Source organism: Paraliobacillus salinarum, from assembly GCF_014083865.1.
GTDB lineage: Bacteria > Bacillota > Bacilli > Bacillales > Amphibacillaceae > Paraliobacillus > Paraliobacillus salinarum.
This window is the reverse complement of record NZ_JACEFA010000020.1, coordinates 1-21648: the sequence shown is the minus strand read 5'-3', so window position 1 is coordinate 21648 and position 21648 is coordinate 1. Positions and strand designations below refer to the sequence as shown.

Here is a 21648-nt window from a genome sequence, read left to right as displayed (position 1 = left end):
AATAAATAATAATCCACGTATTTTCAAAAAAATCACTCCATACCTTTAGAGAATCCCAAACAAGAATGCAAGAATAATAAGCATACCTGAAACCGGTAGACAAACAATACTATAAGCTATTTTAACTTTCTTTTTTCTAACTAATTTTATTTGTATAATATATAAAACCAGCCATAAAAGAATCAAAAGTAGTGGAAAAAATGTATAAAATATACTAAATAGTGATTTAAAAATTCCAGAAAAGCCATTCCCACTATAAGCTATTGCTAAAAAGAATGTGAAAAAATATATACCTACAGGAATCACAAACAAGCCAGAAATCATATTAAGTATATGAAGCGTTTTAGCGTGCATTGGTAATGGATGATTATTTGCTAGGTAGTTATGGGTCATTGCTCGATAAATCATAATTAGTGTGAGTAAAATGATAAATCCCCAAAATAGATTTAGAGGGGTGAATACAATACTAAAGCTATACAAACCACCGTCAATAAACGTTGCTCCAAAAGCATAAATAATTATATGAAAAATAAGTAGTGCAATCAGCCATTTTTTACGGTTAAAAAAAGCTATTGGATAAATAGACAATACTAATATACTTGTGCTCATAATCATTGATACTACTAGCCAAACAATGTGAGCATCTCCTTCAATAAATAATTTCGCTAAATACACGCAAATTGTGAATACCATCGAACTAATAGCCAGAGTCATCGTCATTTTTTAGAATGAAAATATTGTGCATTATCGATTGCGTCATCACCGTCCTTTTCATTACTAACTTGCTTTATACCTCTGTCTCTTTGCACTCCTTATTAACGAAAGCCTCTAATCGCTTGCTCATGTTATCCCTCCAAGCTCTTAACACAGCCCCCCTTGTTCATTCATAACGCTAATTTTGTATGAACTTAGAATATAAAGATAAATATGTAGAACAAGCTTAGTATTAGAACAGATAGAGAAACAATATACCGGTTTGTTTCCTTTGTAAATTTCCATTCCAAAAATGATTGAAAACTCAGTACTATGATTATGAAAATTAACCAAAACCACCGCATAACATTGTTATTTTGAATATCAAGGACAAAGATGAGAGAAATGCCAATTAATCCAATTGTAATTAATCCCCATAACTGAATACTCTTACCGGCTGTTTCAGATACTTTTCTTTTATTTTTACCCACAAACAACATAGATAAAATTAAGTTTGATAAACTAACAAATATCGGTAATAAAGGTATTTCTATACTCACTAAATCGCTCCCTTCTCCACTTGTCCTTAAAAATTCATTTATCTAGAAGTGCACCAAGACTGCAGACAATATCTATTTTGCAACTAACTTATTGAATTTTTTACCTTGGTAGCGGATTACCCTTTGTATTTAAGATTAAAAATAAATTCAAAACATCATTTTTATTCCTTATATGCGCACGAATGTTTAACCATATTTTTACTTATATTTAATATAAGAACAACATAACACGTTGCAATTCTTATGACAATAGATTAATCAAGCAATTCTAATAAATAAAACGCTAGAACATTCAGGTGAATGCTCTAACGTTAATATTTATATTAAACCTTCAGTTTTTTCTATCTAATTTAAACCACGATACCATTCACAAGCAGCAGCAACCTCTGTTGATGTTAGTTGATGCCCACTATTTTCCCAATGTATTTCTACATTCGCATTCGCATTTTCGAATAGTGATTGCAGTTCGATTGATTCATCTGATGAACAAATGGGATCATTCGTTCCAGCAGCAATAAATACATCTTTCCCTGTTAAATCTGGAAGCTTTATCCCTCTTCGCGGAACCATTGGATGATGAAGAACAGCTCCCTTTAATGCGTGCTGATCATGAAACAACAAGCTTGCTGCGATATTTGCTCCATTCGAGTAGCCAATTGCAATGATGTTATTTCTATCAAAACCATACTCTTGAGCAGCGTTATCAAGGAATTGACTTAACTCTTTGGTTCGATATACTAAATCTTTTTCATCAAAGACTCCTTCTGCTAACCGTTTAAAGAAGCGAGGCATGCCATTTTCAGAAATGTTTCCACGAACACTCAATACAGATGCTTGGTCGTCTACTCTTTCAGCAAGTGGCAACAAATCTAACTCATTTCCACCCGTTCCATGTAACAATAATAATGTTGGTTTGTTTGGATCTTTCCCTTTGTTAAAAATGTGTTTCATCTTTTTCACCCCTAATCAAGCTCTTTTACTTTTATCGGTATCAATCTTTCTTCTAATTGCTCTCTATATTGTTCATAACGGATAGGTAACTTTAATTGCTCCCCCATTGTTTCGTGTGATTCATCAAGTGCGAATCCAGGAGGGTCTGTTGCAATTTCAAATAAGATCTCACCATGTTCTCTAAAATAAACCGAATTAAAATAATTTCTATCTTGCACGGGCGTAACAGCATAGCCATGTTCTGAAACGTACTTTTGCCATTCTAACTGATCATTATCATCAATCGCTCTCCATGCAATATGGTGAACCGTACCTGCCCCCATCATTCCGTTGCCTGAAGAAGTTATTTTTAAATCAACCACATTCCCAATGTCGCTAGAAGATTGATAACGTACTAGATTCCCTTCTTCTGCTACTTTCTCCAACCCTAAAACATTTTCGAGTAAGTCCGCCGTTTTTTCTGGCTGTTTCGAGAAAAGTGTCGCTCCACCAAATCCTTTAATTGCATAATCAGGGGTTACTTTACCAAACGTCCACGTATTCTTTTCACCTTCTTCTCTTTCAACGATTTCTAAGTGGAGGCCGTGTGGATCATCAAACGCTAAGTATTCCTCACCAAAGCGATTCTTTTTCGTATATGCTACATTGAATTTCGTTAATCGGCTTTCCCAAAAAGTCAATGCCCCTTTTGGCACGACATAAGAGGTAACGCCGACTTGTCCATCACCAATTACACCTTGACGCGCACCTACCCAAGGAAAGAATGTAATAATCGTTCCTGGTTTACCACCTTCATCACCAAAATAAAGATGATACGTTTCTGGATCATCAAAGTTAACTGTCTTTTTCACTAATCGTAAACCTAACACTCCAGCATAAAAATCTACATTCTCTTGCGGATGGCCTACAATAGCAGTAATGTGGTGAATCCCACTTGTTTTCTTCATTATTTCACTCCTTAAGCACTGTTTAAGCACATTGCTTTATTATTATGAATCCGAGATATTATTTTAAAAAAATCACTGGATCTTAATTATCTTGAATTTGAGATAATTGTATGTAATTCAGCTTGTTTTGTCAATTCATAACAACTGGAGACAAGAACAAATTCTTCGAAGTGGGTTTTAATTATTGAAACGAAAATTTACAATTAATTACATAACCGTGATCAAGGTTAGGGAACTATCTCTCCTTATGGTCACGGTTACTAAATGTTATCACATTTTCAGACTATCATAATAGTCATCTAAATCTATCGATTGGCCTTTATTTAGTCTTGACTCCTCAGCTGCAAAGGCCATTAAATGGCTTTTTAGTGATACAGAGACAGAAGATACACCTTCCATTTCATCTTGGTTTTTGATTTCATGTAGAAAAGTACGTACTATTCCTTGATCTCCACCACCATGTCCACCAACTGGATGATCCAATTTTATCACTGTTTCATGTTTAGTTAAAAAGTCAAAAATAGAGATACTGTTTTCTTCCATGTTGCCACGTATTTCACCTTTTGTACCCATGATTTGTACGACACGAGTTTGATCGCGTGTGAAACCACACATACTAAAGGTGGCGGTTGCTCCATCCTCAAATTCCATGTTAACAACTTGATGATCTACAACATCATTATTTGATTGATACACACATTTGCCATAATCCGTTTCATGTAACGCTTTGATTATGCCATCGTTGGAAGTATCTTCTGTAAATTTACTTGCCCAGCCCTTTCCTTCACCAAGATAATAGCGACCGGCATGGAATGGGCACTCTAACTCTACTGGACAACCATCCAAGCATCGCTTAGGTGCACCTATTGGAGCATTTTCTTTTCTAAAATGCATAAGTGAACCATAAGAGCTTACACGTTTACACTCTTTTCCCATAACAAAATTAATAATATCCATATCATGACAAGATTTTTGTAAAATCATTGGACTAGAGTTCTCTTTATTATTCCAGTTACCTCTAACAAAGCTATGTGACATGTGCATGATTTCAACGTTTTCATTTAATTGAATGGAAGCAATATCACCAATCGTACCATCTTGAACAACCTTTCTAATCGTTGACCAAAAATCAGTATATCTTAAGACATGACAAATGCTCAATTGTCGATTATAGTGGTTAGCTAAACGTTCCATCTCAATACACTCTTTCGGATCTGGTGACATTGGCTTCTCTAATAATACGTGATAGCCTAGCTCTAACGCCTTTTTAGTTGGCTGGAAATGTTGATTATCTAATGTACATATTATTGCAACATCTGCCATTTGTCCTTGCTCATACATCTCTTCCCAAGATTTAAAACAATCTTCTTCTGATAATTCAAACGTATTTCTAAATTTGTCTCTGCGTTCCATGTTGGGCTCTGCCACAGCTACTATTTTTAATTCATGTGGATTGTCTAAAGCATAAGGTGCATAAGCTCTAAACCCCCTGTCACCAGCACCGATTATAACAGCCGTCCTTTGTTGCATACGATCGTCTCCTTCAAGTGTTTTTTAAATAAAAGGAGCAAAATTATTTAATTTGCTTCTCTCTCCTTAAAACTACAGTTATCAACTTCAAATTTTCTATGTATTATGATAATTATATCCTATCATGCTTGTTATACAAATTAGTTATTTATATAATTAAGAATAGATTAATAAATTACTAGAAAATCCGGAGGTCCATATGACACTTGATCTAACGACACTTGAACTAATTTTTGGCATTCTTAATTTCATGGGATTAGTAGTTATGATTATCTTATGGAGAATTAACCCTATGGTAGAAGGGCTTTTACAATGGATGTGGACCTCGTTTTTTTGGTTTGTAGGTTTTAGTTGTGTATATTTCTTTGATGGAAGCTTTTCTACTTTTATAAACAACGCTTGCACATTACTCGGTTCATTATTATTGATGGAAGGTATACTTAGATTTCGTGGTTTTGGCAATTTTAAAAAAAGAAAAAAGTTTCTCATATTAATTGCTATAATATCCGTAATTATGTCATTTATTAATCAGACTAACCCTACTATGCGTTATTTATACCACGATATGATTATTATTTTAACTTCTTTGATTATAATCGTAGCAATGCTTTATAAAACGAAAAAAACTCAATTTTGGGTGCATTTGTATTTGGCTGTATTATATGCAATCACTGTACCACCCTTTTCCTACAGATGGTATCTAGCTTTTAGCGGTCAACTAGAAAATCAAATAATTGGTTCAACAGATCATGCTTTCCAAGTATATTTATTTCTGTCTAATATCCCACTACATATTGGTTGGTCATTTGGCGTAGGACTTGCCATTTTCTATCAAATGAAACAAGAATTAAAATCTGTTATGGAATTGAAATGGCTTCAAGCACAAATACAGCCTCATTTTATCTTTAATACGTTAAATTCAATCATGTCCTTAAGTCTTTCAGATATTGAGAAAATGCGCGAATTATTAGAGCGATTCAGTGATTTCCTGCGCAGCAAATTTGATTCGCATTCTTTTCATAGCATAGTGTCGTTTAATGAAGAAATTGCTATCGCAGAATCTTATCTATACATTGAAAAAGTAAGATTCGGCAACAAATTGAATATTGAGTGGGAAGTTGATGATGTCGATGGATTTAACATGCCAACACTTACCATCCAACCACTTGTTGAAAATGCAATAAAGCACGGAATTATGAGACAACCCGGTGGTGGCACGATTGAAGTGAAAGCTTTTAAGAAAAATAATTATTTACGCGTTGTTATTAAAGATAGTGGGGTTGGAATAGATAAAGAAACTGTTCACTTACTTAAGAAAGAAAAATCTATTCATTCCTCTGGTGTAGGATTAGAAAACACAAACAGAAGATTGGTTGAACAATTTGGTAAAGGATTGCAGATTAGAAGTGTTAAAAATGTAGGAACTGTGATTGCCTTTAATGTTCTAGAGGAAGTAAATGATTAATGGGTGTAAACTAATATTGATCTTTTATATGAAGAAAGAACCACTCGATAGGGATAGACCTTATTTTCTTTTGTCTCGATGTGAAGATCTATACGATTTCCATCTGTAAATAGCATTAAATATCCGTAAGACCGGTCAAAATCAATATCGATATTATTAAATTGATCGATTTTATCTGGCTGTTGCATAATAAGCAGATCACCAAATTGATTTATCCAATTTTCGTTTTCTATAAAAGAAGCAGTTTCTTTCACAACATAGACGATATCGTAATCTTGAAAAATATCTTTAGGTGCGTTGGGATTTGTTCTTGAACCATTCATATAAACAGCACGAATTCGCTCATCCTTTTTTGTAATGTTTACTATTAACTCCATCATTTCCTGTTTATTTCTTGATATATCCCTCCGCACATTAAATTTTTTGCACAGAAAAGGTTGATTTTTCATTCGAGACAGAGTTGTTAATTTAGCCCTAACCTGTATCATAATCTTTTTTTTAAAATTGCTCCAATTATAGCACCTATCCATATCCCAATGAAAACAGTAATTGTTACAAATCCTATTCCCATGCCGTCCCAGCCTCCAACGCCAATAATACTATAAATAACTATGCCGAAACAGATTATAGACAGAATGACTGCAATAAAAAAGAGAACTTTCTTTGAAACTTTACGTGATATAAAAAAGATTATAACAGCAGCAATAATCCCCATAAGTAATATCGGTGTCCATCCTTCTAGCATAAATGCATTAATTTTATTCGCCTCCTTTTCTTAGCACGCATATTGACACGCTAAACGTTTCTCACCTCTCTAAAATGGTTAACGTTAACTAAAGAAAATGCTATATATGATACAAGCTAATAGCAAAACAATAATAAGTATTCCAGTACCCTTCCTCTCCAGACCACCTACTAAACCAGAGAGATTACTTCCGTTAATACTACTAGAAGCGTTCTTTAATTCCTTTTGTCACATTCTTTCTCTTCTTTGTTCTGGTGATTCATTATTTTTAGTCATATTTATCACTTCTTGAAAGTAATTTACCCCCAATAAAATAGCCGATTAAAGCTGCTAATGCACTTATAAGTATTGACATAAAAGTGGTGGTATCTGGAAAAAAGAATTCTTTAATAAATATGATTATTCCTACAAACAAACCGGTAAATAACGCTCTATCTAAGTTTCTTATTTTCAAAAATTCTCACCCTTTCTATGATTCGCTAATCCCTACTGCAAGTAAAAGAAAGTAAACAAATACCAATACTGTACCATTCAGTAGAATTCCTATTATGATAAACCACATTTTTTTAGAAAGTATAGCAAAAATAATTCCAAGTACAGAAAATGTGGCAAGAACATTTATAGCCATGTTCAAATTTACATTAGGTCCTCTCGTGACAAAGAAATAAATGACATTTATCAAAACTGTTACTATCGATAATGTTCCAAAGATATTCTTCTTGCTCAAAATTGTAGCCTCCTTTTTAAATCAAAGCTCATGTTTCCAACATATGAAGTCTCTATACGATTTAAGACGTAAGAATAAAACTGTTACAAAGCATGGCAATTTGAGAGAAGTAGGAAAATCAATTTCTTTATCTTCACTTATTATATTGTATTACTTCTTGTTCAGAATTTTGATGTCGGTCATCGAATTTATCCATTAAAAGTAACGTACCAAATAGAATAGTAAAACCAATTATGACAAGTGAAACTATAGTAATAACAAAATAGATCAATAGTTTTTTCCACCCTAAATCTAATATCCTTTGCATCAAAATGAAGCCCCCTTCGCATTGCCATTTCTTCAAGAAATATATAACAATATTTGGTGTATACCGATTAAATAATTATTGTCTAACTCAACTTCCATATAATTCATATAAAGTGCTATTTTGTTACATAATAACGTGATAATGAAAAAAATTCCATAAAAAAGACAAAAAAATTTCTCGAGTTCATTTAAAGAAGAGAAGTATTATAAATATCCTAGCTCCAAATGGAACTAGGATATCTTTCGATTAACTAAATTTGAACTTTATTTTCTATAAACCATTTTAAACCTTTCACAAACCACCAGAATGTTGTAATTAAAATCTTGGTTTATCGTTTCAAGCTCTTTTTTGAAAAAGGTTTCGTGAACGTCACGCCAGTAACTTAATGTACGATCCCCCTCACCCTCTAAATAGGCATGTTCTGCTGTAACTTCATCGAAGGGAACGACTTCTACTGAGGTAGTCTCTACTATTGCAACGGCATTCCCCTCCCCATCCAGAATCACATTAATAAGACCTACATATGGTAATTCTTCATTGTCCAATTCATATAAAATATAGTTTGAAGCTGTTGCTGTTTTCGTTCCTTCCAACACTAATTCTGCAAGCTCATCAGCCATTTCTTTTGAATCACCAAATGCCCATGCATCATAATTTGTTGGAGCTTCTGCGTTTATTTTTTTGTATTCCTTCCACATTTGAACAATAGAATCATTTTTCATATTATATTAACCTACTTTCCATTTAATTTTCTATGATGAATGAGCATATAAAAGTTAGCATCAAAATAAAAAAATTGGTTTATACTCTTCTGTTATACCTTTCATTCTACCACATAGAAATGGGCTCCAATATCTTTCATTCTATCTATCCTTCAAACCGCTCATATTCAAACACCGCTTTTACAGTCGCAGTTACCTTCACGTCGCCTTCTTGCACAGGTGTGGTTACAGCATCTGACGTTGCACTCAGCACTTCAGCCGTATAACGCGGACGTTGGAGTTGGACGTTTTCCTCAGTGAGTCGTAATGGAATGCGATTGATTGATAAACCTAGAGAGTGCGCCATATTCTCCGCTTTTTCTCGTGCATTTAAGGTCGCGTCTTGGAGTGCTTTTTGATAGATTACTGATGGATTAGCCAGTTCGTATTCCACTTCATTGATCACATTAACCCCATTCTGTGTCGCGACATCTAGAACCTCGCCCACTTTCGTCAGATCATTTACCACTACTGTAAACAGATGGCTGACTTGATACCCACGAAACACTTTTTGATTATCTGGGTAATCATACATCGGCTGGATCGTATATGCTGCAGTCTCGATTTGATCATTTGCAATACCAATCTCTGCAAGTGCGTCAATAACTTGATTAGCAATGATTGCATTTTGTTGTTGGGCGGTTTGTACTTGCTTATCTTCGGTTACCACGCCAAAAGATACACGCGCTTGATCAGGCCTCGCAGAAACCTCGCTTTTCCCAACTACGCTTACTGTATAATCTTGATTGCGTTTAGGTGTTTTAAATGAACGATTTGGATAAACATACGGATAGGTATAAAGTTGATTCGCCTGATTAGAACCATACATTGGTTGCATCAATGCTGAACACCCTTTCTTGAAACGTTTTGGTCTACATCGGAACATCAGTCAAATTAGCATATTCGCGCATGATGCAACACGTGCCCAATTTTTAATGTAATGAATATCACTGTTATGAAATTTGCTTTATTCATTTTCACAGACCTTTATACGGAACAAAAAATTGCCTATAAATGTTATCGAATAGTTTCTACTCTATTCTTTCGGGGTAGAAGAAACTAGCAAACCAAATAACTATCTATTTATTAATACAAAAACTATTAGGAGGTTTGAGAAAAATGAAAGATACGTTTAAAAAAGGAATCACATTAGGATTAGGTCTTGCATCAGCAAGTAAAGAGCATACAGAAAAAATGATAGATGAGTTGATGAAAAAAGGAGAGCTAACCAAGGAAGAATCTGATGACCTTTTCAATCAAATCAGAAAAAAAGGCGAAGAAAGTCAAAGCCAAATGGATCAAAAGATTCAGCAAAAATTAAAAAAGACGCTTGAAGAATTAGATGTTGTGACAAAAGAGGACTTAAGAGCAATTGAACAGCGTCTAGACTATTTAGAAAACCAAATGAAACGTGATAGCTAAAAAATTATAATATGCTGCTGAAAAGGGGGATTATCATTTTTAAAACGAAAATGAGGCATATGCAAAGATATCGTGAAATTGCAGTAGCTTTTTCAAGGAACGGATTTGGATATATAGTCAAAGAATTAGGACTAGACCAACTTTTTTCATTGCCAAAAAGAGTAATGATAAATAAAGAACAAGAAAAGAGCCAAAAAACATTAGGTGAACGACTTCGATTAATTTCAGAAGAGCTCGGGCCTACGTTTATTAAAATGGGACAAATGGCTAGCATGCGGCCTGATGTCATTCCGAAAGATGTAATTAGAGAATTAGAACTTCTTCAAGATCAACTTTCACCATTTCCATATTCGGAAGTAGAAGCTATGGTAGAAAAAGAGTTAGGGGCATCTGTTGAAGAATTGTTTCAATCGTTTAACCCTGAACCAATAGGAGTTGCATCGATTGGACAAGTGCATGAAGCAGTTTTACATAGCGGTGAAAAAGTTGCAGTGAAGATTCAACGTCCTAATATCAAGAAGCAAATCCTTACTGACTTAGAGATTTTACATGAATTAGCTGATCAAGCAACACATCGCGTAAATAGATTAAAGAAATTTCAATTAAAAAATATAGTAGAAGAATTTGAAAAGGCCATCTTAAATGAGTTAGATTTTGTGAATGAGGGAAGAAATGCGGATATCATGGCTAAGCAGTTCAAAGAGAACAAGCATCTAATTGTACCGAAAATATACTGGGATTATACCTCTAAAAAAGTGTTGACGATGGAGCTCATTGAGGGAGTAAAACTAAATGATATACAGGAGCTAGATGAGCGAGGCTACGATAAAGAAGTCCTTGCAGAGCGATTTAGTCGTGCAATTCTTTATCAAATTTTTAAGGAGGGATTTTTCCATGCAGACCCACACATGGGAAACCTGCTCGCCTTGCCTGGAGAAAAGCTCGCATTATTAGATTTTGGGATGGTTGGAAGGTTATCATCTGACATGCAAACACATTTTGCTTCCCTAATGATTGCGATGGTAAGACAGAAGCCAGAGTCGATTATTAAAGCGATTAGAAAGATGGGCGTTGTACCAGAGGACGTTAACGAACATGAACTAAGAGGTGACATCGAGCAGTTCATGATTAAATATTATGATGTTCCATTAAGTGAAGTGAGCTTAGGTGAATCTGTGACCGATCTATTCTCAATTGCACATGAACATGACATCCATATTCCAACTGACTTAACTTTAGTAGGTAAAGCATTGTTAACAATTGAAGGAGTAATTGAACCGCTTCACCCGAACTTAAGTGTAATGGAAGTAGCAGAACCGTTGGGAAGAGAGCTTATTCATGATCGATATCATCCAAAAAATATCGCAGAAAATATCTTTGATCAATTAGATGATTATGGCGATATTCTCCATGATATGCCAGAACTAGTCCAAGAATTATCTTCTATTATGAAAAAAAGAAAGCTACCGATCGAAATATCTATACCAGCTGCAGACTCTTTTTTTACAAAGCTAGATCGTGTCAGCAATCGTATTTCTTTTAGTATTGTTCTGCTTTCTTTTAGTTTAATTATGGTTGGTTTAATCATCGGCTCTGCACTCGGCAGGCAAACCTCTGTACTATGGAACATACCCGCCATTGAAATTGGCTTTGTCATTGCAGTATTAATGTTTGCTTGGATGATGTATTCGATATTTAAATCAGGACGTTTTTGATGTAATTTTTCGACATAGAACATGTATTATTACTTAAAACTTGATTTGTCAAAAGTAAGTTCGTTTAACATCACATTCAGGTTTAATACCCATTAATAAATCGATAAAAAGAAAGTTTAATCGGTGACAAGATCTTCATTATCCATTGTTTCATGTGTTTTATTAAAATTAAATATAAATTTAATACCACCAGTATGAACTGGTGGTTTGGTCCTGGTATCTGTAAAACTTTTTTAAGATTTTAGCTTTCTAAGTATAAGGATTGTCATGTCAAATCTTCACCATTTGATTCAATAACTTTTTTGTACCAATGGAAACTTTCTTTGCGATAACGCTCTAACGAACCATTTCCATAGTTATCCTGATCAACATAGATGAAACCATATCTTTTGCTCATCTCAGAAGTTGAAGCACTAATTAAATCAATTGGCCCCCATGATGTGTAACCAATTAATTCAACACCATCCTTGATTGCTTCTTTCATCTGTTCGATGTGTTTACGTAAATAATCAATCCTATATGGATCATGTATACTACCGTCTTCCTCTATCTTGTCGTAAGCACCAAGTCCATTCTCAACTATAAATAAAGGAACCTGATAACGATCATACAATCGATTCAATATAATGCGTAGGGCAATTGGATCAATTTGCCATCCCCATTCTGACTGCTCCAAATATGGATTCTTCACACCACCAAAGAGATTACCAGATACTTTTTTGGCATCGTTCTTAGTACTAGTTACAAGAGACATGTAATAACTTAACGAAATGAAATCCATTGTATACTCTTTCAAAATAGAATCATCTTTAGGTTCCTTTTTAATTTCAATATTATTTTCTAAAAAGAACCGTTTCATATAATTTGGGTAATACCCACGAACTTGTACATCTGTATAGAAATGATTACTTTTTTGTTCCTTCTTTAGAGAATCTAATGAATCTTTTGGATTACATGTTTCTGGATATATAGTTACAGCTGATAACATACAACCAATTTTAGCATCCGGAATTATTTTGCGGATGGATTTTACAGTTAATGCACTTGCAACAAATTGATGATGTAGTGCTTGAAATGATGATTGTTGAACATTATCCACACGATCAGCAAGAATCCCTGCACCTGTGTATGGCGAGGTTAAGGCTGCATTAATTTCATTAAAAGTAATCCAATATTTAACTTTATCTTTATATCGTTTAAAAACCGTTTCTGCATAATGAACAAACATATCTATTACTTTTCTATTTTCCCAGCCTCCATATTTCAAAGATAAATTTAGAGGCATTTCATAATGGGAAAGCGTTACAAGCGGTAGAATGTTGTATTTTTCTAACTCATTAAATACTTTATCATAAAAGGCCAATCCTGCTTCATTTGGCTCTTTTTCATCTCCATTCGGGAAAATTCTTGACCAAGCGATCGATAAACGAAAAACCTTAAAACCCATCTCAGCAAACAAAGCAATATCTTCTTTATATCGATGGTAAAAGTCAATTCCAAAACGCTTTGGAAATACACCACTATTTTTTTTATTTAATATTTCTTCAATTTGTGCACCTGTTACTTCATATGTGACAGGTCGATCTCCTCTTTCTTCTTTAGATTGATAACAAACCATATCAGCAGTCGATAGACCCTTACCATCCTCGTTGTATGCACCTTCTATCTGGTTTGCAGCTGTAGCTCCTCCCCAAAGAAACCCCTCAGGGAAGGTTAAATTCATATCCTGCATATTATCCCCTCTTTTTTAGTGAAATTTTTGATAGAAATAAAAATCTCCCTATTGCTAAGCACGCTCTCTTTAATAATAAGAAATCATTTTCAAAAACTGAATTTATTAGATTCAAATAGTTCTGTTATCTAGTTTTATCAATACTTTCTTAGGATTGAGTCACTTAATACAATAGGGAAATATCTTGTTTAAAATGAAATTATTTGTTTATGTTACAAGTTGATTTTATATAATGTGTTACCTTAATTTGCAGTTGTATTTTCTTCCTGAATTCTTTCTTTTTCTACTAATTGTCTTTCATAGACCTTAAAGAACGGATACCATACAACAGCAGTCACTGGAACCATTAACCACGCATAGATTAAATTCATTATATTCATTGAAGATAAAAACGAACCAAATCCAATTGGTAAAAGTGATAAAATTAAAATATATCCTGGTGTAATTAAACCTATTGTAAATCCTAACCATAGAAGTAGAGCTACGACTATTGTCCCTAAAACAAAAGGTATAGCTAATATTGGATTGAATACTATTGGTGATCCAAATAAAACTGGCTCATTTACACCAAATATACCCGGGATGATACCCGCCTTACCAATGGCTTTTAATTGTTTTGATTTACTCCTGATACTCATTATAGTAAATGCTAAAGTGTTACCAGTCCCACCAGCCAAAGAAATCGCACCCATAATAAACACTGGATGAAAAATTGGATCTTGACCTGCAGCTACTAATGCGCCGTTTTCTGTAATAGCTTGTATTAAAAGAGGTACCTGAATAGGCATAATTACCATTGCCCCATGAATACCTATTATCCAAAGTAATGTTGCTATCAATATTAAGAATAACATTCCTGGGATACTATTAATTGCACCTAAAGGAGCTGCTAGTAAATTCATTAATGCACCCGGTAATAATATCCCCATAGTGGCATTAAGAGTAAGGCTTGCACCATAGAAGATTACTACGTTGATTAATAACGGAATAATAGCCGAAAAAGAATCACTTAAAAAAGAAGGAACAACGTCTGGCATTCTTATTACAATATTCTTATCACGACAAAACCTTGTAATTTCAACAGTTACAAGCGCTACCAAAATAGCAGTAAATAAGCCTGTTCCGCCTAAATATTCCGTGTTGAGTACTTTAATAATCGACTCATCAGCTAAAGTTACAGATTTCATAGGTGCGGCCACAATTAAGAAAATAACTAATGATACGATCCCACTTGATAATGAGGAGATATTATATCTTTTACCTAATTGATAAGCAATTGTGAAAGAAGTAATTACTGAAAATAAGTTCATAGTCATATTATAGGGGACAAGTAAAATTTCCTTATATGCCATAGAAAAGTTATACCATGGCGTTAAAATCGTTGCAAAAATCCCCCCTTCTGCTATTAACTCAGGTGTAATTGGTGGATTGGCGATAATTTGAAATATAGCGCCTATAATAGTCAATCCTACTATTGACATTAAACCTGCTGAAATTGATGCAAAATGCTTTTGATTTGCTAAAAAATCTCCTACTGGGGTTAACCATTTTTGTAGCTTATTAAAGAAAACATTTTCCTTTTCCATTATATACACACCCTAACTATTTAATTATAGTGTCAACTTGTTTCATGATATTGTCTACATTGCCAAGTGCATAATCTACAGACTCAATAACAGTAATTGGTTTGCTTCCTATAACACCTTTTATTTCTTCTAGCTTATATGAGATTTGTGGTCCAATTAATATGCAATCATAATTTTCGTAATTTTCTTGGTAACTGTTAATTCCGTAAGCTTTCACCTCTAAATCAGGTTGGTTATTCATCGCCCACTTTTCAATTTTTTTTACCAATAGTCCTGTAGACATTCCGTTTGCACATATCAGCATAATTTTCATAGTAATCACCCTTTATTTTTATTTAGAGTCAAGTAATAATTTATAAATATATAGGTTTAAATTAGTTTATCTACTTTTATAACAAAGAATTGATTATTTTTTTCATATCAATAATTTCTTCCGCTAAATCCCTGACCGTCATCGCATTCATTAAGTGATCTTGAGCATGAACCATTAATAATGAAACCTCTGTTTTTTCACCTCTAGCTTCTCCTTGAATAAGATTTGTCTGAACCTTGTGAGCTTCTCCTAATTCCTTTTTCGAAATGTCCAATAGCTCTTCTGCTTCATCGAAATTTGCTTTTTTAGCTGCAGCCATAGCACGCATTGCTGCACTTCTTGCATTACCACCATGCATGATTATCCCCATTATAATTTCCTCGTTTTCCAACAGTTCCACCACCTTTCACTAATATTATCTTTCTATCTTGATTACATTCTACAAGGATAATGCTATTATCTAAATACATTGTTTTTCCTTTAGTTGTGAAAAAAAAAGTTAAGAGCGAGTAGATTAAGCACTACGAAATGACACACTAAATCTAAAAAGAGAATGTGACTGAAAAACATCACATTCTCTTCAACATATTCAATACACTCCAGGTATCTGTTGCAGTTAAAATTGATTGGATCATCCTTTTATCATCCACTAATTGAAATAAATAATTATACATGGGTTCCAGATCCTCTTTATTCTTATCAGAGACATGTAGTAAACAAACAAATTGAACCTGATTACCGCCCCAATCAATAGGACGCTTTAAAATGGCTAAGGTCCAAAACGTTCTATCTGACATAGATTCAAGCGGGTGCGGAACAGCCACTAAATTACCATAACTGGTGGAAGCAGCTTTCTCACGTTCTAGAACAGAATTAATAATATCCTTCTCAGCATATTCCTTTTCGATCACTTCATTGCCTAAAAACGTGATAACTTCATCAGGTGTACTCAAATCTAGATTCAAGTATATTAAATCCTTCTCTAAATAATAGTCAACAACAGATTTTTTTGCAGTGAAAATTTTTTTATCTATTTTTTTCAATTCACTGTCATCTAGTAAAGTATCAATCACAACATGTGGAATATCAATTAAATCATTTAGAGGCACTGTACTGATAATAAAATCTATCTCATCTTTATTGTATTGTGGTAAGCTGTGTAATTGAGTCGTACCAATAATTTTTAATTGACTACCATACTTTGCTCTTAATTTATACAATAACAGTTGTGAACTCCCTAAGCCGGTCGTACAAACAATCAAACATCTTTTTGCTCTTGCTTGTAACTTCACCCGTTCCATGGCTGCACCAAAATGAAGTGCTATATATCCAATTTCGTTTTCATCCACTGCTAAATTAAAATTTTCTTCTATTGCATAACTAGCAATAACTCCTGCTTCGAATGCCAAGGGATAATTTACTTTTATTGATTCAAGCATTGGGTTATTCACATTCATATTGTTTTTATAACGATAGATGGCAGGTTTAAGGTGCATAGCAATAGCAACTATTAATTCCTGATCATTAATGATCCCAAGTTGCATAGTTTCTTCCACTCGATTTACCATTTTCTCTGCTGTTAAAAAGATATCTTTGTCAAAATTAGTTTTAATATTTTTCGTAGTAGTATTTATAAATAATTTTGTACCTAACAAATGCATTGCCACATAGGTAATTTCTACAGTTGGAAATGTTAAACCCAATACTTCCTCTATCTTAGCAAGTATTTTTTTGGCTACATGGTATTCTTTTTGCACCCGAATATCTATCTCATCTTGATTAACTATCTGAATATACTGCTCACTATTTATACGACGACAAACTATTGCGATATGGACAACTAAATTATTTAAAGATACATCTGATAAATTGAACTCCTCTATCTTTAATTGTCTAAGTACAATTTGTTGGATCAATTCCATTTGTCTAACTGGTAATAGACATTCTGTGAAATATAAGTCACTCCTAAAATTTGGTGATTTTCTAAATAAAAACTCTGCTATTGCGTAACGAATATGTTTTTCCTCACCCACTACTCTTAGTCCGTAATTAGGTCGTTTAGCTAATTCTAGTTGATAGTGAGTTAAAATATCCTTTACCTCCTTCAGATCACTTTGGAGTGTTGAGCGACTAACAAATAATTCATCTGCTAAATTTTCTACCTTTAAAAAATGACAACTTAACAAAAACCTTTTTACTAAGTAATGTACTCGATCACCAGGCTCTGAAGGAATTAACTCTTCTTTTTCTAACATTGTTTGGATGAAAGTTCTAAATTTTTCATCATCCAAGATATTCAATTGGTAACCTTGTCCCCTGATTGAACAGATAACGGCTCCTGCATCTTTATCTACAAGTAGTCTCTCAATTTCTTTTATATCATTTCGTATCGTTCGAGAGGTTACCTGAATAGAAATAGCTAATTGTTCGCCAGTTACAGGTTGCTGTTCTCCAATTAAAAATTTCAACATATGCTCTTGTCTTATATTCACCGCTAACCCCTCCACATACATGATACATTCTATTATAAGACAATTTTCAACTAAATTGTTTTAATTATTTTCCGCTACTAGAGGAAAATAATTATATATAATATTATTAGAGAACATCTGAATAAATCATTTAAATTAATAGATAGACTTAATTTGTGAAAAATAACAAAGTTTTTGATATTAATTAGGAATTTTCACATGCATTTTTTTATTAAATTTTTTTATTAAATGCTTTGAAGCTTAGTAAATCAGAGGATACTACACGATTAGTATATAACCATAAAAAGAAAAATTATGAAACAAACATATCCTATACGTAGATTTTTAAAACACTCTACTGTATAGGATATGTTTTGTTAAAGGAAATAGCTCTTACTATTTATGCTAAGTCACCTTGAGGACCGAAAAATTCAAAATGAATATCTTCTTCTTTTACATCCCAATCTCGAAGTGCTTTATTCATTGCTTTCATAAATGGTGCAGGACCACAGAAATAGAATGAAGCATTATTGGTCGGCAAAATAGACTGTAACCAAGGTAAATCTACTAGTCCTATTCTATCGCAATCCGTTGTTTCTCCTTTTTCATAAACGGTATATGCGTGCACATTATCTTTCGTATCGACTACTTGTTTTACTTCATCTTTTAATGCGTGCATGTCGCCATTTTGAGCAGCATGGATGTAGTACACTTCACGTTCTGGCTGTTGATGGGCAGCGGTGTGTAACATACTTGTTAGTGGTGTAAGTCCAACACCTCCACTTAGCAATACAAGCGGTTTCTGCTCTTTATTAAGAACAAAGTCACCTGCAGGAGCACTTATTTCAATTGCATCTCCTTCATTAACAGATTCATGTAAATAAGTAGAAACAACTCCATTCGGGTTATCATTTAAACCATCTTCCCTTTTAACGCTAATACGGAAATAATCACTGTTCGGCTTACAGGATAAGCTATATTGACGTTGGCATGTGTATGGTATGGACGGATTATCCACCTTTACTGTTATAAATTGACCTGGCTCATAATCAGGTATTTGTCCGCCATCGGTTGGTTTTAAGTAAAAAGAAGTAATCACATCACTTTCCTTTACTTTTTGAATCACATTAAAAGAACGGTAACCAACCCAGCCTCCTACTTGATTATCAGTTTCTTCATACATTCCTTTTTCAATAGAAATAAACACATCTGCAATAACACCATAGGCTTTTGCCCAAGCATTAATAATTTCTTCTGTTGCTGCTTCTTTTAACACATCTTTCATCGCTTGAAGCAGATTTTTACCTACAATAGGGTAATGTTCTGGTTTAATATTTAAACTACGGTGCTTATGACCAATTTGTTTAACAACAGGTATTAAATTCTCCAATTGATCAATATTTGCTGCAGCTGCATATACAGCGTTAGCTAATGCTTGAGGCTGATCACCTTTTCTCTGGTTTGTTTGATTAAATATATTCTTTAATTCTGGGTGATTAATAAATAGTAGTTCGTAAAATCGAGATGTAATCGCAGTACCATGCTCTTCTAATACTGGTACAGTAGCTTTGACCAAATCAATTGTATGTTGATCAAGTGGTGATGTAGTTGTTGCCATTATGTAACACACTCCTAAAGATGTATTTGATTACATCTTTAATTGTATAAAAAGTTTAGAAAGTGCTGCAATAGCTTTTTGAAGGAATGTATGACAATTGTGTTAAGTTTCACGATGATTATATATGAAATCAAATTTCCACAGATTATTTTGGAATAATTGATTTTTGAATATACTGGGCATAAAAATTGAGTGTGCTTTGTTCTCATTTTATATATTGAGGGATTGGTTTGTATGTTTTCCTTTATTAGAACATTGATAGAACAAATTTCATTATTACATTTAGTATAGTGCTAAAAATGTGTAAAACGGAGCTAAAAATCTATCGTTTTCTATCATACACTCAAAAAACAAAAAAACGTTAGAACATTGATATATCAACATTCTAACGTAGTATGATTGTTTTAAGTTTATTCGATAAGTATTGAAAATACCGGTGGTCGGGGTCGAACCGACACTCCAGAAGGAACACGATTTTGAGTCGTGCGCGTCTGCCAATTCCGCCACACCGGCATAATAATATGGAGGCGGTAACCGGATTTGAACCGGTGATAAAGGTTTTGCAGACCTCTGCCTTACCACTTGGCTATACCGCCATAATAAAAAATGGAGCGAAAGACGGGATTCGAACCCGCGACCCCCACCTTGGCAAGGTGGTGTTCTACCACTGAACTACTTTCGCTTAAAATGGCTGGGCTAGCTGGATTCGAACCAGCGCATGACGGTACCAAAAACCGTTGCCTTACCGCTTGGCTATAGCCCAATATGGGGCGACCGGTGGGGATCGAACCCACGTATGCCGGAACCACAATCCGGTGCGTTAACCACTTCGCCACGACCGCCATAATTAGAAAAGCAGGGGTAGTAGGAATCGAACCCACACCGGAGGTTTTGGAGACCTCTGTTCTACCGTTAAACTATACCCCTATATGTGTTATTAAATTATTATTAGAAATAAAATGGTGGAGGGAGTAGGACTCGAACCTACGAACCCGATGGGAGCGGATTTACAGTCCGCCGCGTTTGGCCAACTTCGCTATCCCTCCATATAAAAAAGTGGTGGCTCGGGACGGAATCGAACCGCCGACACACGGATTTTCAGTCCGTTGCTCTACCGACTGAGCTACCGAGCCATCAAAGGATATGTATACTATTTAAAAAAGTGGCGGTCCGGACGGGACTCGAACCCGCGACCTCCTGCGTGACAGGCAGGCATTCTAACCAACTGAACTACCGGACCATATTTGGTTGCGGGGGCAGGATTTGAACCTACGACCTTCGGGTTATGAGCCCGACGAGCTACCAGACTGCTCCACCCCGCGATAGTGTAGAATGTTGTATTCTACTAAAGGTTATTCAATTTACTTCATGGTGGAGGATGCAGGGCTCGAACCTGCGACCCCCTGCTTGTAAGGCAGGTGCTCTCCCAGCTGAGCTAATCCTCCAAATGGTGACCCGTACGGGATTCGAACCCGTGTTACCGCCGTGAAAGGGCGGTGTCTTAACCGCTTGACCAACGGGCCTATACAAAATGTATGTAAAAGTGGCGGAGAGCGAGGGATTCGAACCCTCGAAACCGCGGTAGCGGTTTACACGATTTCCAATCGTGCTCCTTCGGCCAACTCGGACAGCTCTCCATTATGGCTCCACAGGTAGGATTCGAACCTACGACCGATCGGTTAACAGCCGATTGCTCTACCACTGAGCTACTGTGGAATGGATACATGCCTGGCGACGTCCTACTCTTGCAGGGGCAAGGCCCCAACTACCATCGGCGCTGAAGAGCTTAACTACTGTGTTCGGCATGGGAACAGGTGTGACCTCTTCGCTATTGTCACCAGATCTTTTGCTTTTATCCAAGTGCTATATAATATTTTAATGACAAAGAATATTATACCTGTTTTTTCATAAAAAGCAAGAGGTAAAATGAAATTTATACCTTCAAAACTAGATAAGACAGACAAGTATTCATATTTTTAAATATAGTTAAGTCCTCGATCGATTAGTATTCGTCAGCTGCACGTGTCACCACGCTTCCACCTCGAACCTATCTACCTCATCGTCTCTGAGGGATCTTACTCTAAAAGATGGGAAGTCTCATCTTG

At 34.8% G+C, this 21648-nt stretch carries 20 protein-coding genes, 14 tRNA genes, 2 rRNA genes and 2 pseudogenes; 3 read left to right on the top strand and 35 right to left on the bottom strand.

Annotation, left to right across the window (positions count from 1 at the left end):
• Positions 1 to 45: 45 nt before the first annotated feature.
• The 5 genes from HP569_RS13550 to HP569_RS13530 all read right to left on the bottom strand — a co-directional run bounded on the left by HP569_RS13550 (position 46) and on the right by HP569_RS13530 (position 4681).
• Positions 46 to 675, bottom strand: coding sequence for a hypothetical protein (locus HP569_RS13550; protein WP_182201693.1), 630 nt, complete (start codon positions 673 to 675; stop codon positions 46 to 48).
• A 233-nt stretch (positions 676 to 908) separates the two neighbouring features.
• The gene (locus HP569_RS13545) at positions 909 to 1253 is read right to left on the bottom strand and encodes a DUF4181 domain-containing protein (protein ID WP_182201692.1); all 345 of its coding nucleotides are present in this window, start codon (positions 1251 to 1253) and stop codon (positions 909 to 911) included.
• Positions 1254 to 1598: 345 nt separating this feature from the next.
• On the bottom strand, positions 1599 to 2204 hold the full coding sequence (locus tag HP569_RS13540; RefSeq protein ID WP_182201691.1) for an alpha/beta hydrolase: 606 nt from the start codon (positions 2202 to 2204) through the stop codon (positions 1599 to 1601).
• An 11-nt stretch (positions 2205 to 2215) separates the two neighbouring features.
• Positions 2216 to 3154 (bottom strand): ring-cleaving dioxygenase, encoded by a 939-nt coding sequence (locus tag HP569_RS13535; protein ID WP_182201707.1) that lies wholly within the window; start codon positions 3152 to 3154, stop codon positions 2216 to 2218.
• 267 nt (positions 3155 to 3421) lie between these two features.
• Positions 3422 to 4681, bottom strand: a complete 1260-nt coding sequence (locus HP569_RS13530) for a Gfo/Idh/MocA family protein (protein WP_182201690.1) — start codon at positions 4679 to 4681, stop codon at positions 3422 to 3424.
• Between the two features lie 199 nt (positions 4682 to 4880).
• Here HP569_RS13530 and HP569_RS13525 point away from each other — a divergent pair, with 199 nt between their 5' ends.
• A complete protein-coding gene (locus HP569_RS13525; RefSeq protein WP_182201689.1) occupies positions 4881 to 6146 on the top strand; it encodes a sensor histidine kinase in 1266 nt (421 codons plus the stop codon).
• A 47-nt stretch (positions 6147 to 6193) separates the two neighbouring features.
• Here HP569_RS13525 and HP569_RS13520 read toward each other — a convergent pair.
• The 8 genes and pseudogenes from HP569_RS13520 to HP569_RS13490 form a co-directional block, all read right to left on the bottom strand.
• Positions 6194 to 6595: pseudogene (locus HP569_RS13520) on the bottom strand (aminoglycoside 6-adenylyltransferase); the annotation flags it as partial.
• 35 nt (positions 6596 to 6630) lie between these two features.
• Complete coding sequence (locus HP569_RS13515) at positions 6631 to 6891, bottom strand: YesK family protein (protein WP_246367257.1); 261 nt, start codon at positions 6889 to 6891, stop codon at positions 6631 to 6633.
• Positions 6892 to 6975: 84 nt separating this feature from the next.
• A pseudogene (locus tag HP569_RS14380) lies at positions 6976 to 7107 on the bottom strand (DUF6366 family protein); the annotation flags it as partial.
• 52 nt (positions 7108 to 7159) lie between these two features.
• Positions 7160 to 7345 (bottom strand): hypothetical protein, encoded by a 186-nt coding sequence (locus HP569_RS13510; protein WP_182201687.1) that lies wholly within the window; start codon positions 7343 to 7345, stop codon positions 7160 to 7162.
• A 15-nt stretch (positions 7346 to 7360) separates the two neighbouring features.
• Positions 7361 to 7618, bottom strand: coding sequence for a hypothetical protein (locus HP569_RS13505; RefSeq protein WP_246367242.1), 258 nt, complete (start codon positions 7616 to 7618; stop codon positions 7361 to 7363).
• 133 nt (positions 7619 to 7751) lie between these two features.
• Positions 7752 to 7925, bottom strand: a complete 174-nt coding sequence (locus HP569_RS13500) for a hypothetical protein (RefSeq protein ID WP_182201686.1) — start codon at positions 7923 to 7925, stop codon at positions 7752 to 7754.
• A gap of 263 nt (positions 7926 to 8188) precedes the next feature.
• The gene (locus HP569_RS13495) at positions 8189 to 8647 is read right to left on the bottom strand and encodes an ASCH domain-containing protein (protein ID WP_182201685.1); all 459 of its coding nucleotides are present in this window, start codon (positions 8645 to 8647) and stop codon (positions 8189 to 8191) included.
• A 145-nt stretch (positions 8648 to 8792) separates the two neighbouring features.
• Entirely contained in the window at positions 8793 to 9524 is a 732-nt protein-coding gene (locus tag HP569_RS13490; RefSeq protein WP_246367267.1) for an SIMPL domain-containing protein, read from the bottom strand.
• Between the two features lie 281 nt (positions 9525 to 9805).
• On the opposite strand from HP569_RS13490, the gene HP569_RS13485 reads away from it, so the two are divergent.
• Together HP569_RS13485 and HP569_RS13480 are read left to right on the top strand one after the other, a co-directional pair.
• On the top strand, positions 9806 to 10108 hold the full coding sequence (locus HP569_RS13485) for a phasin family protein (RefSeq protein WP_182201683.1): 303 nt from the start codon (positions 9806 to 9808) through the stop codon (positions 10106 to 10108).
• A gap of 59 nt (positions 10109 to 10167) precedes the next feature.
• Entirely contained in the window at positions 10168 to 11823 is a 1656-nt protein-coding gene (locus tag HP569_RS13480; protein WP_182201682.1) for an ABC1 kinase family protein, read from the top strand.
• A 265-nt stretch (positions 11824 to 12088) separates the two neighbouring features.
• Here HP569_RS13480 and HP569_RS13475 read toward each other — a convergent pair whose 3' ends face one another.
• The 22 genes from HP569_RS13475 to HP569_RS13370 all read right to left on the bottom strand — a co-directional run.
• Positions 12089 to 13555, bottom strand: coding sequence for a glycoside hydrolase family 1 protein (locus HP569_RS13475; protein ID WP_182201681.1), 1467 nt, complete (start codon positions 13553 to 13555; stop codon positions 12089 to 12091).
• Positions 13556 to 13797: 242 nt separating this feature from the next.
• Positions 13798 to 15141 carry a PTS sugar transporter subunit IIC gene (locus HP569_RS13470; RefSeq protein ID WP_182201680.1) on the bottom strand — a complete coding sequence of 448 codons (1344 nt, stop codon included), beginning with the start codon at positions 15139 to 15141 and terminating at the stop codon, positions 13798 to 13800.
• A gap of 16 nt (positions 15142 to 15157) precedes the next feature.
• On the bottom strand, positions 15158 to 15445 hold the full coding sequence (locus tag HP569_RS13465; RefSeq protein ID WP_281366464.1) for a PTS sugar transporter subunit IIB: 288 nt from the start codon (positions 15443 to 15445) through the stop codon (positions 15158 to 15160).
• 85 nt (positions 15446 to 15530) lie between these two features.
• Complete coding sequence (locus HP569_RS13460) at positions 15531 to 15845, bottom strand: PTS lactose/cellobiose transporter subunit IIA (RefSeq protein WP_182201678.1); 315 nt, start codon at positions 15843 to 15845, stop codon at positions 15531 to 15533.
• 178 nt (positions 15846 to 16023) lie between these two features.
• Positions 16024 to 17946: a BglG family transcription antiterminator gene (locus HP569_RS13455; protein ID WP_182201677.1), complete on the bottom strand. Its 1923-nt coding sequence runs from the start codon at positions 17944 to 17946 to the stop codon at positions 16024 to 16026.
• A 379-nt stretch (positions 17947 to 18325) separates the two neighbouring features.
• Positions 18326 to 19543, bottom strand: a complete 1218-nt coding sequence (gene hmpA / locus HP569_RS13450) for an NO-inducible flavohemoprotein (protein ID WP_182201676.1) — start codon at positions 19541 to 19543, stop codon at positions 18326 to 18328.
• A 431-nt stretch (positions 19544 to 19974) separates the two neighbouring features.
• Positions 19975 to 20056 (bottom strand) — tRNA-Leu (locus HP569_RS13445).
• 9 nt (positions 20057 to 20065) lie between these two features.
• A tRNA-Cys gene (locus HP569_RS13440) sits at positions 20066 to 20139 on the bottom strand.
• 11 nt (positions 20140 to 20150) lie between these two features.
• Positions 20151 to 20225 (bottom strand) — tRNA-Gly (locus HP569_RS13435).
• Positions 20226 to 20231: 6 nt separating this feature from the next.
• Positions 20232 to 20306, bottom strand: a tRNA-Gln gene (locus HP569_RS13430).
• A 3-nt stretch (positions 20307 to 20309) separates the two neighbouring features.
• Positions 20310 to 20385: transfer RNA gene (locus HP569_RS13425), tRNA-His, on the bottom strand.
• Positions 20386 to 20399: 14 nt separating this feature from the next.
• Positions 20400 to 20470: transfer RNA gene (locus HP569_RS13420), tRNA-Trp, on the bottom strand.
• Positions 20471 to 20503: 33 nt separating this feature from the next.
• Positions 20504 to 20589, bottom strand: a tRNA-Tyr gene (locus tag HP569_RS13415).
• A gap of 11 nt (positions 20590 to 20600) precedes the next feature.
• Positions 20601 to 20676 (bottom strand) — tRNA-Phe (locus tag HP569_RS13410).
• Between the two features lie 30 nt (positions 20677 to 20706).
• Positions 20707 to 20783 (bottom strand) — tRNA-Asp (locus HP569_RS13405).
• Between the two features lie 5 nt (positions 20784 to 20788).
• A tRNA-Met gene (locus tag HP569_RS13400) sits at positions 20789 to 20865 on the bottom strand.
• A 47-nt stretch (positions 20866 to 20912) separates the two neighbouring features.
• Positions 20913 to 20988, bottom strand: a tRNA-Val gene (locus tag HP569_RS13395).
• A gap of 3 nt (positions 20989 to 20991) precedes the next feature.
• Positions 20992 to 21066: transfer RNA gene (locus tag HP569_RS13390), tRNA-Glu, on the bottom strand.
• A gap of 21 nt (positions 21067 to 21087) precedes the next feature.
• Positions 21088 to 21180, bottom strand: a tRNA-Ser gene (locus tag HP569_RS13385).
• A gap of 4 nt (positions 21181 to 21184) precedes the next feature.
• Positions 21185 to 21259, bottom strand: a tRNA-Asn gene (locus HP569_RS13380).
• Between the two features lie 10 nt (positions 21260 to 21269).
• A 5S ribosomal RNA gene (gene rrf, locus HP569_RS13375) occupies positions 21270 to 21385 on the bottom strand.
• A gap of 140 nt (positions 21386 to 21525) precedes the next feature.
• Positions 21526 to 21648 (bottom strand): 23S ribosomal RNA (locus HP569_RS13370); the annotation flags it as partial.

Bases quoted from the DNA above. Each gene is read 5' to 3' on its own strand.
- HP569_RS13470 (WP_182201680.1), bottom strand. From the start codon at position 15,141: ATGGAAAAGGAAAATGTTTTCTTTAATAAGCTACAAAAATGGTTAACC.
- HP569_RS13480 (WP_182201682.1), top strand. From the start codon at position 10,168: ATGCAAAGATATCGTGAAATTGCAGTAGCTTTTTCAAGGAACGGATTT.
- HP569_RS13540 (WP_182201691.1), bottom strand. From the start codon at position 2,204: ATGAAACACATTTTTAACAAAGGGAAAGATCCAAACAAACCAACATTA.
- HP569_RS13525 (WP_182201689.1), top strand. From the start codon at position 4,881: ATGACACTTGATCTAACGACACTTGAACTAATTTTTGGCATTCTTAAT.
- hmpA (WP_182201676.1), bottom strand. From the start codon at position 19,543: ATGGCAACAACTACATCACCACTTGATCAACATACAATTGATTTGGTC.
- HP569_RS13530 (WP_182201690.1), bottom strand. From the start codon at position 4,681: ATGCAACAAAGGACGGCTGTTATAATCGGTGCTGGTGACAGGGGGTTT.
- HP569_RS13500 (WP_182201686.1), bottom strand. From the start codon at position 7,925: ATGCAAAGGATATTAGATTTAGGGTGGAAAAAACTATTGATCTATTTT.
- HP569_RS13515 (WP_246367257.1), bottom strand. From the start codon at position 6,891: ATGCTAGAAGGATGGACACCGATATTACTTATGGGGATTATTGCTGCT.
- HP569_RS13485 (WP_182201683.1), top strand. From the start codon at position 9,806: ATGAAAGATACGTTTAAAAAAGGAATCACATTAGGATTAGGTCTTGCA.
- HP569_RS13495 (WP_182201685.1), bottom strand. From the start codon at position 8,647: ATGAAAAATGATTCTATTGTTCAAATGTGGAAGGAATACAAAAAAATA.
- HP569_RS13475 (WP_182201681.1), bottom strand. From the start codon at position 13,555: ATGCAGGATATGAATTTAACCTTCCCTGAGGGGTTTCTTTGGGGAGGA.
- HP569_RS13490 (WP_246367267.1), bottom strand. From the start codon at position 9,524: ATGCAACCAATGTATGGTTCTAATCAGGCGAATCAACTTTATACCTAT.
- HP569_RS13465 (WP_281366464.1), bottom strand. From the start codon at position 15,445: ATGCTGATATGTGCAAACGGAATGTCTACAGGACTATTGGTAAAAAAA.